This window comes from Saccharothrix sp. AJ9571 (genome assembly GCF_021725495.1).
GTDB lineage: Bacteria > Actinomycetota > Actinomycetes > Mycobacteriales > Pseudonocardiaceae > Amycolatopsis > Amycolatopsis magusensis.
Genome location: NZ_CP091382.1, coordinates 6,532,825 through 6,546,978 on the forward strand (window position 1 = coordinate 6,532,825; position 14,154 = coordinate 6,546,978).

Genomic DNA, 14,154 nt, shown 5'->3' on the forward strand with positions numbered 1-14,154 from the left:
ACATTCGTCACCACTCCCGACTGGATAATCTTGATTATGGAAGCGCACCTGCGGGATCTCCGGTACTTCACCGCCGTGGCGGAGGAGTTGAGCTTCACCAAGGCGGCCACCGAGCGGCTGTACATCTCCCAGCCCGCGTTGAGCAAGCAGATCCGCCAGCTCGAGAACCTGATGCGCGTGACCCTGTTCAACCGCGACCACCAGCGCGTCACGCTGACCGCGGCCGGGGAGGCGCTGCTGCCGCGCGCGAAGCAGTTGCTCGGGTTGTGGGACGAGACCTGGCGCCAGGTGGCCGAAGCGGCGGCGGCCAAGGAGGCCACGCTGACGGTCGGCTTCCAGACGCGGCCCGGGCGCGGGCTGATGCCGCGTGTGACGGCCGAGCTGGCGAGGCTACTGCCCGGCTGGCGGCTGCTCTTCCGCCAGATCGCCTGGCGCGACTCGACCGCGGGCCTCGCGCGGGGCGAGGTCGACGTCGCGGTCGCCTGGCTGCCGGTGCCCGACAGCGGGGACCTGGCCTGGCGGGTGGTGGCCAGCGAGGACCGGTGGGTGGCGCTGCCGCGGGACCACCGGCTCGCCGAGATGGCGGAGGTGCCGTTCGCGGAGCTCGCCGACGAGCCGATCATCGCGCTGCCCGCGTCGGCCGGAGCCTTGCGGCGGTTCTGGCTGGCCGTCGACGAACGCGAGACACCGCCGCGCATCGCGACCGAGGCGGAGACCGCCGAGGAGACCTTCGAGGCCGTCGCCTCCGGGCTGGGCGTGGTGCTGCTCGCCGCGGGCAACGCCGCCATCTACGAACGTGACGACCTGGTGTTCCGGCCCGTCACCGGCCTCACCCCGGCGGAACTCGCCGTGGTCTGGCGAGCCGACGACGACCGCCGCGCCATCAAGGTCTTCGTCGAAGCCTTCTTCCAATGCCTGTGCGTCAGAAATCCCTGAACATGCCGTGAATGTGGCTTTCACGGCCGATTCCGCCGTGAAAGCCACATTCACGGCACCTGTCTGGCTTGGCGCGGGCGTCGTGGTGGCGGGTTTGTGGTGTTTTTCGGCTTTTTATCGGAAGCGGACGGCCGCCGCGAACTTGATGATCGACGGCATGGACCTCCCTTCCCTGACCGAACTCCGCACGCGCCGCAGCGCGAAGTGGCGGACCTTCCCGGACGACGTGCTGCCGCTGCCGGTGGCCGAACTCGACTTCCCGCTGCCCGGGCCGGTGGCCGAGGTGCTGCACGACGCGATCCGCCGCTCCGACACCGGGTATGCCGCGCCGACCGGCGAGCTCGCCGACGCCGTCACCCGCTACGCCGAGCGTTCCTGGGGCTGGCGGATCGATCCCGCGCACGTCCGCACGGTCGCCGATGTCGGGATGGGCATCGTGGAGGTCCTGCGGCGCGTGGCCGGTCCCGGCGATCGCGTCGTGCTGAGCCCGCCGGTGTACGAGCCGTTCGCCTGGTGGATCCGGGAAGTCGGCGCGGAGGTCGTCGAAGCCCCGCTGGCCGAGGGGCGCCTGGACCTGGAGGCACTCGACCGCGCCTTCGCCGGTGACGCGGCCGCCTACCTGCTGTGCAGTCCGCACAACCCGCTCGGCGTGGTGCACACCCGCGACGAGCTGGCCGCGCTCGCCGAACTCGCCGACCGGCACGGCGTGTACGTGCTGGCCGACGAGATCCACGCGCCGCTGGTGCTGCCCGGCGCGGAGTTCGTGCCGTTCCTGTCGGTCTCGGCCGCCGCGCGGCGGTGGGGGTTTTCGTTCCTGTCCGCGAGCAAGGGCTGGAACCTGGCCGGGCTCAAGGCGGCCACGGTGATCACCGCGGATCCGGCGCCGAAGCGCTATGTCGACCGGCTCTCGCCACATTCGCTCTTCCGCACCGGGCACCTCGGCGTCCTGGCCACGATCGCCGCGTTCGACGACGGCGGCCCGTGGCTCACCGAAGCGCTGGCGGTGCTCGATGACAACCGGCGGCTGCTCGGCGAGTCGCTGGGGCCCGCGATCGGCTACCACCCGCCCGACGCCGGATTCCTCGCCTGGCTGGACTTCCGAGCGCTGGGCTGGCGTGATCCGGCCGCGCACCTGCTCGCCGAGGCGAAGCTCGCGCTGAACGCCGGTCACCGGTACGGGCGAACCGGGATAGGGTTCGCCAGGCTCAACTTCGGCTGCGCGCCCGGCCTGCTCGCCGAGGCGGTCCAGCGGATCCACGCGTTGACCTCCGTTCGTCGGTAGTCGACGCGATCTCCTTGCTGTCAGTCTTTCACCGACCGTGAGAGCACAGTGGTGAGGAGATCCTGGGTGGCCACCAAGCGAATCCTGCGGCAGGCGGTGAGCACAGCCGTGGCCGGCGCCGCACTGGCCGCGACCGGCCTGGTCGCGGTGCCCGCCGCGCAAGCGGCCGACGACTACTACGCCGGTGCCGAGGGCAAGATCGGCACCGACCTGAAGGCGGCACTGCACACGATCATCAGTTCCGGCGTGACCACCCTGGACTACGACGACGTGTGGGAGGCGCTCAAGACCACCGACGAGGACCCGGCCAACGCGAGCAACGTGACCCTGCTCTACAGCGGGGAGTCACGCGGCAAGGACGCCAACGGTGGTGACTCCGGCGACTGGAACCGCGAGCACACCTGGGCCAAGTCCCACGGCGACTTCGGCACCTCGCCCGGCCCCGGCACCGACATCCACCACCTGCGCGCCACCGACGTCACGGTGAACAGCATCCGCGGCAACAAGGACTTCGACGCCGGCGGCGAGCCGGTCGACGGCGCGCCGGGCAACCTGACCGACGAAGACTCGTTCGAGCCGCGTGACGCGGTCAAGGGCGACGTGGCCAGGATGATCCTGTACATGGGCGTGCGCTGGGACGGCGGCGACGGCTTCCCCGACCTCGAGCCCAACGACCAGGTCGGCAACGGCGCGGCCCCGGCGATCGGCAAGGTCTCGGTGCTGCTGCGGTGGCACGAGCAGGACCCGGTCGACAGCGTCGAGCAGAACCGCAACGAAGCGATCTTCGGCATCCAGAAGAACCGCAACCCGTTCATCGACCACCCGGAGTGGGCCGACGCTGTGTATTAGGCCGCGCCTCCGGCGACGGCGGGGAGGTCGCTGTTGAGCCGGCGCGGGGCCGGGCTCGCGGCCCGGCCTTGAGGGCCGAACCACGAACCCGGCCCCGCGCCGGCGCGACCTCCCGGGAGCCGGTGGTCTTGACTGGGCGCCGGATCCCTGGTGGTCTGGACCAAAGATCATCATCAGGGAGGTCCGGTGCCCGCACGAATCCGAGCCACCGCGGTGGCCGCTGTTCTCGGCGTCGCAATGGGGCTGACGCCGGGTGCGGCGGCCGCCGCGGTCCCGCCGGGCCGGGAAAGCCGGTTGCCGGTGGTCACGCCGACACCGCAGTCGATCGACACCAACGGCCGCCAGGTGCGCGTGCCCGCGCGCGTCGGGCTGATCCTCGGCGAAGGCGCTGACGAGGCGACCGCGAACCTGGTGCGCCGCACGCTCGAAAGCGCTGGTGCGCGGGAGATCGTCGGCGAACGCGCCGAACTGACCGTGGTGGCGGGCTTGCTCTCCGACCCCGAGGTCTCCGGAGCGCTCGCGGAAGCCGGGGGCGCGAAACCCGGTGAGCCGCGGCCGGAGGGGTATTCGCTGGCAGCGCGGGCGAAGGGCCGTGGTGGCCTGATCGCCCTGGCGGGCAACGACGGCGACGGCGTGTACTACGCCGCGCAGACCCTGCGCCAGCTCGCCGGACCCGGCCGGATCGCGGCGGCGAAGGTGGCCGACTTCCCGCTGATGGCCCTGCGCGGCAGCATCGAGGGCTTCTACGGCGCCCCCTGGTCCCACGAAGACCGGCTCGACCAGCTCGCCTTCTACGGCGACATCAAGGCGAACACCTACATCTACACCCCCAAGGACGACCTCTACCTCCGCGAGAAGTGGCGCGAGCCCTACCCCGCCGCGGAACTGGCGAGGATCAAGGAACTGATCGACGCCGCGGCGGAGCACCACGTGCAGTTCACCTACGCGATCTCACCGGGGCCTTCGATCTGCTACAGCGACCCGGCCGATGTCCAGGCGCTGCGCGACAAGCTCGCTTCCATCCACGAGCAGGGCGCGGACAGCTTCTACCTCGCGCTCGACGACATCAGCTACACCAAGTGGAACTGCGCCGGTGACGAGCAGGTCTACGGCGCTCCCGGCCAGGAAGCGGCCGGGCGGGCGCAGGCCGATCTGCTCAACGGCGTCCAGCGCGACTTCCTCGACCCCGTCGGCGCGCAGCCGCTGCAGATGGTGCCGACCGAGTACTCCGACGTGGCCGACTCGCCGTACAAGAAGGTGCTGCGCGAGACCCTCGACGAGCGGATCGTGGTCCAGTGGACCGGCACCGACGTGGTGCCGCCGTCGATCAGCGTCGCCGACGCCGAGAAGGCCGCCCAGGTCTGGGGCCGCAAGGTGTTCCTGTGGGACAACTACCCGGTCAACGACTACGGCCAGACCACAGGGCGGCTGCTGCTGGCGCCCTACGACAAGCGCGAAGCCGGGCTGCACACCGCGCTCGGCGGCATCGTGCTCAACCCGATGAACCAGGCGGCCCCGAGCAAGGTGGCGCTGTTCGGCGGCGCGTCGTTCGCCTGGAACGACCAGGACTACGACGCCGGGCGCACCTGGCGCGCCGCGGCGGACTACCTGGCCGCGGGGGACGTGAAGACCGCCGAGGCGCTGCTCGCCTTCTTCGACACCCAGCACCTGGCGCCCACCTTCGGCGACGTCGTCTGGCAACCGCAGGCACCGGTGCTCAAGTCCCAAGTAGACGCCGTACGGGCGGCGCCGCGGGGCGCGGCGTTGCGGCAGCTGGACCAGTACGCGGACCTGCTCGCCGCGGCCCCGGAGCGGATCCGCGCCGGGGTGCCCGACCCCGCCTTCTCCGCGCAGGCGAAGCCGTGGCTGGACGCGCTGACCCTGTGGGGCCGGGCCTTGCAGTCCACTGTGGACGGCATCCGGCTGGCGGCCGCGGACCCGGCCGGTGCCGACCGCGCCTTCGCCGAAGCGGAGCGGCTGGCCGCCGAGGCGGCGGAAATCCGCACGATCCCCGGCACCACCCGCCCGCAGGGCCCGATCCGGGTCGCCGACGGCGTGCTGGACGCCTTCCTCGCGGACGCGCCCGGCCTGGTGGGGCGCCCCTGAGCGGAGTAACCGGGTTTGCCTCCGGCCGGGCGATGAGGAACCCTTGACCCCTGAACGAGTCTGTGGTCAAAGGTGAGGGTGTCCCGGGGTGCCGAACGAGCTGGAGCGACCCACCGGGGTAGCGGTGCGCCCGGAGGTGGCCGCCGCGGCCTGGTCGGCCGCTCCCGATCCCGCCGTGGTGCTCGACGCCGGCGGCCTGCTCGAATCGGTCAACGAGGCGGCGGCGCTGCTGTTCCCCGGCGCCGGAACCGGCCGGCCGGCCGGTTCCGTGCTGCCCACGTGGCTGGCCGGAGCCGGCTCCGCCGTGCCGGTCTCCGGGCAGGTGGACGGGCGCAGCTTCACCGCTCACCCGGTGCGCCACGAGGACGACCGGGTGAGCTGGTGGCTGGTCGAGGACACCGGCCTCCGGCTCGAACGCGAGCGCGCCGCCTTCCTCAGCGAGGCGTCGAACGCGCTGCTGTCCTCGCTGAACCTCAAGCGCTGCATGGAGGTGACCGCGGAGCTGTCCGCGCGGCACCTCGCCGACGCCACGGTGGTGATCTCGCCGGTGACGCGCCGCCGCTACCCGATGACCTGCTGCGTGCGCGGTGGCCGGCCGCAGCACACCGAGCTGCTGATGAACCCGGCGGACGTCCCCGGCCTGAGCGAGGCGCTGCAGGGGTTCCCGCCGGTGTCTTCGCGGTGGCTCGACCCGCAGCACGCGCCGGGCTGGCTCGTGCCGGAAGGCTTCGGCGAGGTCGGTTCCATCGTGGTCACGCCGCTGCCGGGGCAGGGCGTGCCCGCCGGCGCGCTGGTCCTGCTCCGCCACCGGGAACGTGAGCCGTTCGCCGATTCCGAGGAGGCCTTCGCCCGTCTGTTCGCCGCGCGGGCGGGCGCGGCGATGGCGGCGGCGCGCCTGTTCGCCGAGCAGGCCTCGATCACCGAAGCACTCCTGCGCGAGCTGCTGCCGCCGGTGCTGCCCGAGGTCGCCGGGGTGGAGTTCGCCGGTGGTTACCGGGCCTCGCAGGACACCGACCGGGTCGGCGGCGACTTCTACGACGTGCACCCCGCGCTCGCGGGCGGCGAGGAGACGCTGGCGATCCTCGGCGACGTCTGCGGCAAGGGGCTGGAGGCCGCCGTGCTCACCGGCAAGGTCCGCAACACCCTGCACGCGCTGCTCCCGCTCGCCGGCGACCACCACCGCATGCTGAGCCTGCTCAACGGCGCGCTGCTGAACTCGCACAGCACCCGGTTCGTCACCCTGGTGCTGGCTTCGGTGGCCAGGGACGGCACCGGGGTGCGGCTTCGGCTGACCAGCGCCGGGCACCCGCCACCGGTGGTGGTGCGCGCCGACGGCCGGGTCGAGGAGGTCCCCACGATGGGCACGGTGATCGGCGTGCTGCCCGAGATCGAATCGGTCTCCGCCGGGGTACGCCTGGAGCCGGGGGAGAGCTGCCTGCTCTTCACCGACGGCATCATCGAGGCGAAGGGCGGCCCGCTCGGCGAAACCATGTTCGGCGAGGAACGCCTGCGGCGGGTCCTGGGCGAATGCGCCGGCATGCCGGCCGAGGCCGTCGCGGAAAGGGTGCAGATGCTGGCCTCGGAATGGGCGGGCCGCAACCCGCACGACGACATGGCCGTACTGGTGATCACCGCCCCGCGCGGGCAGCACCTGACCGCGGTCGGCGGGCTCGGAAGAGGCAGGTACACCACATGAGCGCGCCGGTGGCGGCCGCCGTCGAACGGCTCTGGGACGCCGCGGTCGGCGGGGACGAGCAGGCCGCGGTGGAGGCGGTGTTCGCCGCCCTCGACGCCGGGCTGGACCTGGAAGCGGCGCTGCTCGACGTGGTCAGCGTGGTCCAGCGGCGCGTCGGCGTGGAATGGGCGGCCAACCGGCTGAGCGTGGCACAGGAGCACGCGGCCACCGCGATCAACGACCGGGTGATCGCCGCGGCGGTGCATTCGCGCCCGCGCCCGCGCCCGCGGGCGGTGCTCGGCCGCGTCACCGTGGCCTGCGTGGACGGCGAATGGCACGCGCTGCCCGCCCGCCTGCTGGCCGAGACGCTGCGGCTGCGCGGATTCACCGTCGACTACCTCGGCGCCCAGGTCCCGGTCCCGCACCTGATCACCCACCTGCACCGGACCGGCCCGGACGCGGTCGCGCTGTCCGGCTCGCTGGCGCCCCGGCTGCCCACCGCGCACGCCACCATCACCGCCTGCCAGGCCACCGGGGTGCCGGTGATCGCCGGTGGCGCGGCCTTCGGCCAGGAAGGCCGCTACGCCCGCCTGCTCGGCGCGGACGCCTGGGCACCCGAAGCCCGGGCCGCGGCGCAGCGCCTCACCGCCGGACCGCTGCCCCGGCCGCGCGGGGTGCACGAGGTCACCGACGACCTGCCGCACCTGGCCGACCAGGAGTACACGATGGTCACGCGCACCGCGGCCCGGCTGGTCAAGGCCGTCTTCTCCGGGCTGGAGGAGCGGGTGCCCGCCATGCGCGAGTACACCGAACTCCAGCGGCAGTACACCGCCGAGGACCTCGCGCACATCGTGGAGTTCCTGGCCACCTCGCTCTACGTCGGGGACGACGCGCTCTTCTTCGACTTCCTGACCTGGACCGCCGAGATCCTCTCGGTGCGCGGGGTGCCCGCGGAATCGCTGCGCCCCGCACTGGACCTGCTCGCCGTCGAGCTGCGCGACTTCCCCCGCGCGCACTCCCTGCTCACCGGCGCGCTCGGACACCTGGGAAAACCGGCATGATCTGCACCTGGACCACCACCCACGACGAGTGCACCACGGTGTTCCGGCTCGACGGGGACCTCGACCACACCACCACCGAGGAGTTCACCACGCTGACCACCGCGCGGCTGCCGGTGTTCCTGGACAACCGCGGCCGGGCGCTGGACCGGCTGCTCCAGGTGACCGGCACGTCCGGCTACCTGACCGGCGAGGCCACCGGGGTCGCCGAGCGCCACGGGCACGACACCTAAGCTGTGCCGAGCCGGATGTGCTTCCCGGTGCGCACAACGAAAAGGGGAGGACCGCATGCCCGCGGAGTCTGGTGACCAGCCGGCCGATGGCGGGCTGTGGTCGGTCGCGGTGGGCGAGCGCGACGGCGTCACGGTCGTCTCGCTCTCCGGTGAACTGGACCTGGCCGCCGTCGACGACATCCGGCAGGCGCTGGCCACCGCCCTCGGCGTGGGCGGCGAGGGCCTGGTGATCGACATGATCGGCGTGGGGTTCTGCGATTCGAGCTGCCTGCACGCCCTGCTGCGCGCGGCCGCCGAGGCGCGGGCCTCGGGCACCGGGTTCGCGCTGGTCGCCGTGTCGCCCGTGGTGGTCCGGCCGATCACCGTGCTGCAACTGAGCGAGATGCTGCCGATCACCGGCAGCGTCTCCGAAGCCATCGCCTGGGTCCGCGAGCGCTGAATCGGCCGTCGACGGCCGATTCGTGCGCACGGGCGAACCTGCTTGGGTGAGCTCTCCCGCGCGTCTACGCTTCCCGCCGTGAACGCGTCCGGGCAGGAGCCGACGACGGTGTACGGGCACGTCGGCGTGGTGCTCGACTCCCAGGCCGAGTACGAGGAACTGGTCGGGATGGCCCGTGCGCGCGGCGGGCACGCGGGGGAGAAGGTCATCGTCGTGGGCTCCGCCGAACCGTGGGGGCGTGGCGCGGCGCTGCTGGCCCCCTTCTCACTGGGCGCGGGCCTGGTCGGTGGGCTTCGGGCGGAGGTGAGCACCGCGCAGCGCGAGGGTTTCCGCGGCATCCGGGTGGTCGCCGACATGCGCGAACTCGGCCTGGATTCGCTGACGGCGCGCGAACTGCTGGAGTTCGAGCTGGACCTGGACCGCGTGGTCAGCGAAGCCGGGGCCACGATGGTCTGCGCCTACCGCAACGACGGGTTCACCCCGGCGGCGGTCGGCGCGGCGATGTGCGCGCACCCGCGGGCGTTCGGCGCGAACCGGGAGGACCGCGGGTTCCGGATGGGCAGCACCGGCCGTGGTGAATGGCGGATCAGCGGGGAGATCGACCGCTGGAACGCCGGCGCGTTCGAAGTGGCGATGATGACCGCGGCGGGCATGTCCGCGCGGATGCGCCTGACCTTCGACGACCTGCGGTTCATCGACGTGGCCGGGATGCGGGTGCTGGCCAGGGTCACCGCGGCGTTCCCCGCGCTGGGGCTGACCCTGGTCGACCCGCCCCCGTCGTTCCTGCGGTGCTGGGAGCTGTTCGGCTTCGCGACCGCGGGCCGGGTCACGACGGCAAGAAGGGCGGGGTGACCGGAACACCCCGGCGCCGCGCCCACCCCGAGCAGCGTGCCGAGTCCATAGTGGACAGAGCGGGTGGTGCCGTAGCCGAGCACCGCGAACGCCGCCGGCGGGAACTGGATGAGCCGGCCCGCCGCTGCCGCTGCACCCGCCGGACCTGGTCGCTGCCCCGCCCGGCTCCTGTTCGGCCTGGGGAGGTGATGACCCGATCGGGTCGTGCCGTTCCGGTTCGCCGGGTGTCCTACCGATGACCACAGTGGACATTCGAGCTTTCACGGGAGGAACCCATGAGCAGTGCCACCGCCAACAGCACCACGCCCGCGGACAGCAAGGGCTCGGTCGAACTGGTGAAGACCGACAGCACGCTGGTGACCAACGAGGGCGTCACCTCGATCGCCGACGCCGTGGTGCAGAAGATCGCCGGGCTGGCGGCCCGGGAGGTCCGGGGCGTGCACGCACTCGGCGGCGGCGCGGCCCGCGCGTTCGGGGCCCTGCGCGAGCGCATCCCGGGTGCCTCGGCCAGCGTCGGGCAGGGCGTTTCGGTCGAGGTCGGGGAGAAGCAGGCCGCGGTCGACCTGGAACTGGTGGTCGAGTACGGCGTGGGCATCGCCGAGCTGTCGAAGGTGGTCCGCCGTACGGTGATCGCTTCGATCGAGCGGATGACCGGGCTTGAGGTGGTCGAGGTGAACCTCCACGTCAACGACGTGCACTTCGCCGAGGACGACGCCGAGGAACCGGACACCGCGCGCGTGCGCTGACCGCCCGCCGTGCCGGGGCCTCGCTCGCCGAGGTGCGCGAGGACCCCGGCACGGCGGCCTGGACCACTTCAGCCTTGACCACCACGGAGTGAACGTCGCCGGGTGAACTGCGGCGGCCGTGCTGACGCTGCGCAGCGCACATCCACGACAGGTGTCGCTCCTTCGGGTGACGATCACGCTTCTGACCTGCAAAAGGCTTAATGCACGTGCATTCTCATCTGCTCCTGCGCGTGCTATGGTCATCGGCACATCCAGATGCACGTGCATCTGCATCACCTGAGCACTGAAGTCGGGAAGGTGGAGATCCAAGTGGAGCAGATTTCTAACGGCGTTTCGGCGGACAAGCTGATCGGCGCGCAGTGGCGCAAGAGCTCCCGCAGTGGTGCCGTGGGCAACTGCGTGGAGGTCGCTCCGCTCGCCAATGGCGAGATCGCGGTCCGCAACTCGCGCTTCCCGGCCGGTCCGGCGCTGGTCTACACCCAGGCCGAGATGGCCGCCTTCCTGGCCGGTGCCAAGGATGGCGAGTTCGACGACGTCCTGAGCTGACCCCCCGGCGACCCTGCCGGTCGCCGCTGTCCACAGTGGACGATACAACCGAAGTGTGAATGCTTTTCAAATTCCTACTTTGGTCCGTTGTGAGCTGACTTCAGTTCTCCCTACGCTCCGTCGTGTCGATGCCGAGCGAAGGGAACCGCCACCCGATGCGTACTCAGACGGGCAGTCCACGGCAGCACACCGAACCGGCAGGCCGCCGCCGGGGACGGGGCAGGTTGTCCTTCGCGTTCCGGTCGCTGGCAGGCGCGGCCGTGTTCATGCTGGTGCTGCCCCCGGCACTGGCCTTCGCCGACCCACCCCGCGCGCTGCCCTCGAGCGTCGCCGAGCCCGACGGCAAGTGGCAGCCGGCCTTCGACTACGACACCGACGGCTGCTACCCGACGCCCGCCATCGGCCCGGACGGCACGATCGCGCCCGGCCTGAACAACTCCGGCGCGCTCAACGGCAACTGCCGCGACCAGTCCGACCTGGACAACACGAACTCCTACGCCCGCGCCAAGTGCAACAACGGCTGGTGCGCCTACCTCTACGACCTGTACTTCGAGAAGGACCAGGCCGTGCCCGGCCTCGACGCCTTCGGGCACCGGCACGACATCGAGCACGTGGTGATCTGGGTGCAGGACGACCAGGCGCGCTATGTCGCCACCTCCGCGCACGGCAACTACGCCAAGCACGCCGCCGCGAACGTGCAGTGGGAAGGCACCCACGCGAAGATCGTCTACCACAAGGACGGCGCCGGCACGCACGCCTTCCGCGCCGCCTCCACCGGGGACGAGCCGCCGGAGAACCACTACCGCACCTGGCAGTACCCGGACCTGGTGAGCTGGAACAACTTCCCCGCCGGTATCCGCGACAAGCTCGTCTCCGCCAACTTCGGCAGCGCGAGCCTGGCGATCAAGGACGGCGCCTTCGAGTCGAACCTGGAAAAGGCGAAACCAAGCGGCATCCCCTTCAACCCCCACGGCTAGCCCGGCCCGCCCGCCCGAGTGCCGTGAATGTGGCTTTCACAGCGAAATCCGCCGTGAAAGCCACATTCACGGCACAACCCGCGCTTACGGTGGCGAGATGAACGAACCATTGCTGCGCCCCGCGACGTCGGCGGACGCGGCGTCGATCGCTCGCATCTGGTACTCCGGCTGGCGGGACGGTCACCTCGGCCACGTGCCGGACGCGTTGTTCGCCGTGCGCCTGTCGCCGCGAACGGGCACCGGAGTGCGTGGCTCGCCGTCGTCGCCGGGAACGCCCGCGCGCGCCGGTTCTACGAGCGCCAGGGCTGGACCGACGAAGGCTCGTTCGACCACGCCGCCCCGCACGAAGACGGCCCCATCCCGACCCCGGCCCACCGCTACACCAAACCGCTCGGCTGAAGCTCACCCCAGCAGCAGCGCGATCCCGGCCAGCACCGGGATGGACAGCACGGTGGTGAGCAGGATGACGTCCCTCGCCAGTTCGGTGTCCTGGCCGTGGGAGGTCGCATAGACGAACACGTTCTGCGCGGTCGGCAGCGCCGAAGTCACCGTGACGGCCAGCAGCGCGGTGCCGCTGAGCTGGACCAGGCTGCCGAGGCCGAAGGCCAGCGCCGGTTGCGCCACGGTCTTCAGCCCGACCGCCAGCCACACCGGCCCGGCCTGGGCGCCGGTGGCCGGGCGCGGGGAGCCGTGCAGGCTGGTGCCGTAGGCGAGCAGTGCGGCGGGCACCGCCAGCCCGGCGAGCAGTTCGACCGGGCGCAGCACCAGTTCCGGCGGACGCCAGCCGAGCACGGACAACGCCAGGCCGATCGCGCAGCCGAGCACCACCGGCGTCCGCAGCGGCTGGGTCAGCAGCCGCCGCCATGAGTGGCCGTCCCGGCCCGAAGCCAGCACGGTGAGCCCGATGGGCGCCATCACCAGCACCTGGAACAACAACACCGGGGCCACGTACGACGCGTCGCCGAGCACGTAGACCGCGATGGCCACACCGAGGTTGCCCGCGTTGACGTACGAAGACGCCAGCGCGCCCGTGGCCACCTGCGCGGCTCGGGGGCGTCGCCACCAGAAGACCACCGCGGCGTACAGCAGCGCGCAGAGCACCGCGCTGCCCGCGGTGGCCACCAGCGTGGTCGACACCAGCGCCGACGGGTCGGCGTCGATCAGGGTGAGCAGCAACAACGCCGGAGTGGCGACGAAGTACGACAACCGCGACAGCAGCTCGGCGGCGCCGGTGCCGAGGACGCCGGTGCGGGCGGTCACCCAGCCGACGGCGATCACCGCGAGCAGGGTGGTGAACCCGCCGAGTACCGCGTTCACGTGCGGATCATCAGGCCCCGCCGAACAGCACCGAGTCGGTGGTCCAGGCTCGCGCCTGTTCGCTGAGCGTGATGCCGAGCCCCGGGCGGGCGGACAGGTGCATCCGGCCGCCGCTGATCTCCAGCCGCTCGTTGAACAGCGGGTACAGCCAGTCGAAGTGCTCGACCCACGGCTCGTGCGGGTAGGCGGCCGCCAGGTGCACGTGGATCTCCATGGCGAAGTGCGGCGCGAGCTGCAGGTTCCGGTGCTCCGCCAGCGCGGCCAGCTTGAGGAACTGGGTGATGCCGCCGACACGCGGGGCGTCGGGCTGCAGGATGTCGACCGCGCCGTGGCGGATCAGCTCGTAGTGCTCGCCGACGCTGGTCAGCATCTCGCCGCTGGCGATCGCGGTGGTCAGCGCCCGCGCCAGTTCCGCGTGCCCCTCGGCGTCGTAGGCGTCCAGCGGTTCCTCGATCCAGACCAGGTCGAACTCCTCCAGCGCGCGGCTCGCGCGCATGGCGGTGGGCCGGTCCCACTGCTGGTTCGCGTCCACCATCAGCGGCGCGTCACCGAGGTGCTCGCGGATCGCGGCCACCCGCCGCAGGTCCTCGGCCAGGTCGGGCTGCCCGACCTTGATCTTGATGCCGCCGACGCCGGACTCCAGCGTGCGCGTGGCGTTGTCCTTGATCTGCTCGACCGACTCGTGCAGGAACCCGCCCGAGGTGTTGTAGCAGCGCACCGAATCGCGGTAGGCGCCGAGCAGCTTGGCCAGCGGCAGCCCGGCGCGCTTGGCCTTGAGGTCCCACAGCGCGACGTCGATCGCGGCCAGCGCCTGCGTGGCGGCACCGCTGCGGCCGACCGAGGCGCCCGCCCACACCAGCTTGGTCCACAACCTGCCGATGTCGCTGGGGTCCTCGCCGATCAGGTCCGGCGCGACCTCGCGCGCGTGGGCGAACTGGGCCGGGCCACCGGCGCGCTTCGAGTAGCTGAAACCGACGCCTTCCGCGCCGGAATCGGTGGTGATCTCCGCGAAGAGGAAGACCATCTCGGTCATCGGCCGCTGCCTGCCGGTGAGCACCTTGGCGTCGCTGATCCCGGTCGGCAGCGGCAGGGTCACCGAGGACAGCTTCACCGAACAGATCCGGTCGTGGGAGGACAT

At 71.7% G+C, this 14,154-nt stretch carries 14 protein-coding genes; 12 read left to right on the forward strand and 2 right to left on the reverse strand.

From position 1 onward, the window contains the following. Nucleotides 1–36: 36 nt before the first annotated feature. From L3Q67_RS30295 to L3Q67_RS30350, 12 genes are all read left to right on the forward strand, one after another. The gene (locus L3Q67_RS30295) at nucleotides 37–936 is read left to right on the forward strand and encodes a LysR family transcriptional regulator (protein WP_499184838.1); all 900 of its coding nucleotides are present in this window, start codon (nucleotides 37–39) and stop codon (nucleotides 934–936) included. Between the two features lie 157 nt (nucleotides 937–1,093). Next, nucleotides 1,094–2,218 (forward strand): MalY/PatB family protein, encoded by a 1,125-nt coding sequence (locus tag L3Q67_RS30300; RefSeq protein WP_499184839.1) that lies wholly within the window; start codon nucleotides 1,094–1,096, stop codon nucleotides 2,216–2,218. Between the two features lie 84 nt (nucleotides 2,219–2,302). Beyond that, nucleotides 2,303–3,067 (forward strand): endonuclease I family protein, encoded by a 765-nt coding sequence (locus tag L3Q67_RS30305; RefSeq protein WP_499191678.1) that lies wholly within the window; start codon nucleotides 2,303–2,305, stop codon nucleotides 3,065–3,067. Nucleotides 3,068–3,253: 186 nt separating this feature from the next. Then, nucleotides 3,254–5,173 carry a glycoside hydrolase family 84 protein gene (locus L3Q67_RS30310; protein ID WP_499184840.1) on the forward strand — a complete coding sequence of 640 codons (1,920 nt, stop codon included), beginning with the start codon at nucleotides 3,254–3,256 and terminating at the stop codon, nucleotides 5,171–5,173. 88 nt (nucleotides 5,174–5,261) lie between these two features. After that, nucleotides 5,262–6,869 carry a PP2C family protein-serine/threonine phosphatase gene (locus L3Q67_RS30315; RefSeq protein WP_499184841.1) on the forward strand — a complete coding sequence of 536 codons (1,608 nt, stop codon included), beginning with the start codon at nucleotides 5,262–5,264 and terminating at the stop codon, nucleotides 6,867–6,869. Beyond that, complete coding sequence (locus L3Q67_RS30320; protein WP_499184842.1) at nucleotides 6,866–7,909, forward strand: cobalamin B12-binding domain-containing protein; 1,044 nt, start codon at nucleotides 6,866–6,868, stop codon at nucleotides 7,907–7,909. Before L3Q67_RS30315 ends, L3Q67_RS30320 begins: the two co-directional genes overlap by 4 nt. Next, entirely contained in the window at nucleotides 7,906–8,139 is a 234-nt protein-coding gene (locus L3Q67_RS30325) for a hypothetical protein (protein ID WP_499184843.1), read from the forward strand. Before L3Q67_RS30320 ends, L3Q67_RS30325 begins: the two co-directional genes overlap by 4 nt. Before the next feature lie 55 nt (nucleotides 8,140–8,194). Then, the gene (locus L3Q67_RS30330) at nucleotides 8,195–8,578 is read left to right on the forward strand and encodes an STAS domain-containing protein (RefSeq protein ID WP_499184844.1); all 384 of its coding nucleotides are present in this window, start codon (nucleotides 8,195–8,197) and stop codon (nucleotides 8,576–8,578) included. A gap of 78 nt (nucleotides 8,579–8,656) precedes the next feature. Continuing rightward, nucleotides 8,657–9,430, forward strand: coding sequence for an MEDS domain-containing protein (locus L3Q67_RS30335; protein WP_499184845.1), 774 nt, complete (start codon nucleotides 8,657–8,659; stop codon nucleotides 9,428–9,430). 275 nt (nucleotides 9,431–9,705) lie between these two features. Continuing rightward, the gene (locus tag L3Q67_RS30340) at nucleotides 9,706–10,176 is read left to right on the forward strand and encodes an Asp23/Gls24 family envelope stress response protein (protein WP_499184846.1); all 471 of its coding nucleotides are present in this window, start codon (nucleotides 9,706–9,708) and stop codon (nucleotides 10,174–10,176) included. A 309-nt stretch (nucleotides 10,177–10,485) separates the two neighbouring features. Continuing rightward, nucleotides 10,486–10,722: a DUF397 domain-containing protein gene (locus L3Q67_RS30345; protein ID WP_499184847.1), complete on the forward strand. Its 237-nt coding sequence runs from the start codon at nucleotides 10,486–10,488 to the stop codon at nucleotides 10,720–10,722. Between the two features lie 266 nt (nucleotides 10,723–10,988). Then, on the forward strand, nucleotides 10,989–11,699 hold the full coding sequence (locus L3Q67_RS30350) for an NPP1 family protein (RefSeq protein WP_499191679.1): 711 nt from the start codon (nucleotides 10,989–10,991) through the stop codon (nucleotides 11,697–11,699). 402 nt (nucleotides 11,700–12,101) lie between these two features. On the opposite strand, the gene L3Q67_RS30355 is transcribed toward L3Q67_RS30350, so the two are convergent. Both L3Q67_RS30355 and L3Q67_RS30360 read right to left on the reverse strand, forming a co-directional pair. Further along, nucleotides 12,102–13,016 (reverse strand): AEC family transporter, encoded by a 915-nt coding sequence (locus tag L3Q67_RS30355; protein WP_499184848.1) that lies wholly within the window; start codon nucleotides 13,014–13,016, stop codon nucleotides 12,102–12,104. Nucleotides 13,017–13,026: 10 nt separating this feature from the next. Beyond that, nucleotides 13,027–14,154, reverse strand: coding sequence for a mandelate racemase/muconate lactonizing enzyme family protein (locus tag L3Q67_RS30360; protein WP_499184849.1), 1,128 nt, complete (start codon nucleotides 14,152–14,154; stop codon nucleotides 13,027–13,029).